Source organism: Mesorhizobium sp. B1-1-5 (genome assembly GCF_006443065.1).
Taxonomy (GTDB): Bacteria; Pseudomonadota; Alphaproteobacteria; order Rhizobiales; family Rhizobiaceae; genus Mesorhizobium.
Genome location: NZ_VFWS01000410.1, coordinates 1 through 1,362, shown reverse-complemented (window position 1 = coordinate 1,362; position 1,362 = coordinate 1). Strand labels below are relative to the sequence as shown.

General features: G+C 64.5%; 1 protein-coding gene and 1 pseudogene. One reads left to right on the top strand and one right to left on the bottom strand.

Going from position 1 to position 1,362, the window contains the following annotated elements; genetic code table 11:
* Window positions 1-1,201: Hsp70 family protein (locus tag FJ980_RS31900; protein WP_140547479.1), on the top strand; the 1,201-nt coding region annotated here is incomplete at its 5' end.
* A gap of 12 nt (window positions 1,202-1,213) precedes the next feature.
* Here the strand turns inward: FJ980_RS31900 and FJ980_RS35670 are convergent.
* Window positions 1,214-1,362, bottom strand: a pseudogene (locus FJ980_RS35670) (LysR family transcriptional regulator); the annotation flags it as partial.

Genomic DNA, 1,362 nt, shown 5'->3' with positions numbered 1-1,362 from the left:
GGTCAGGAGCGGCCAGCCGCACCTCGTCGCGCTGGAAGGCGGCGAGGTCACGCTGCCAAGCGCCGTGTTCTTCAACTTCGAGGACAACCGTACCTGTTTCGGCCGCCACGCAATCGCCAATTACACCGACAGCGTCGAAGGTCGGCTGATGCGCTCGCTGAAGAGCGTGCTCGGCAGCGCGCTCGCGCAGGAAAAGACGCGCATCAAGGCGCGATCGATCGGCTTCATGGAGATCGTCGGCCTGTTCCTCGGCCATCTGCGAAAAAGACTGGAGGACGATGCCGGCGGCGCCGTCGAGAGCGTGGTGCTCGGTCGGCCGGTGCAGTTCGTCGACGACGACGCCGAGGCCGATGCCAGGGCACAAAGCGAGCTCGAAGGAGCCGCCCGCGCCCAAGGCTTCAAGCATATCGCCTTCCAGTTCGAACCGATCGCGGCGGCCCTCGACTACGAGCAGAAGGTGACGCGCGAGGAACTGGCGCTGATCATCGACATGGGTGGCGGCACGTCGGACTTCTCGATCGTAAGGGTCTCGCCGCAGCGTGCCCGCTCGCTTGACCGCAAGGACGATATCCTGGCCAGCCGCGGCATCCATATCGGCGGCACCGACTTCGACCGATTGCTCAGCATCGCGCATGTGATGCCGGAACTCGGCTATCTCAGCCCGACCAAGGACGGCAAGCGCAACCTGCCGGCCAGCTACTTCATCGATCTTGCCACATGGCAACGCATCAACCTGGTCTACACGGCCAAGGCGATGACGCATCTGCGTCAGATCCGCTACGAGGCCGAGCGCGCCGATCTCGTCGACCGCTTCATCCATATCGTCGAGCACCGGTATGGGCACGCGCTGGCCGCTCTTGTCGAAAGGGCCAAGATCGCGCTGACCGACAAGGTCTCGGCCGATGTCGAGGTGAGGCTGCCGGAAGTCCAGTTCGCCGCCGAGATCACCCGAAAGGCGCTGGACGCCACGATCGCCAGGGACATCGAGCGCGTTGCCGCCACGGTCGGCCAGACCATCGGCGACGCCGGGGTCAAGTCGTCCGACATCACCGCCGTGTTCCTGACCGGAGGATCCACCGCGATCCCGCTGGCGAGACAAAAAATCCTGTCGCTGGTGCCTCAGGCTTCGGTCATCGAGGGCGATATGTTCGGCTCGGTCGGACTTGGCCTTTCGCTGGACGCGCAGCGCAAGTTCGGCTGATATCCGGACAATTCACGAACGCGCGGACGCCTTCTCGTCGGCCCCCAAATGCGCCTTGAGCGCCATCTGGGCCAAGCTTGCCTGGCGGTCGCGATGTGTAATCATGGCGAAGTCGCGTTTCGGCAGTTCGAGCGGCACGGACCGCAGGCTGCCTTCGGCGA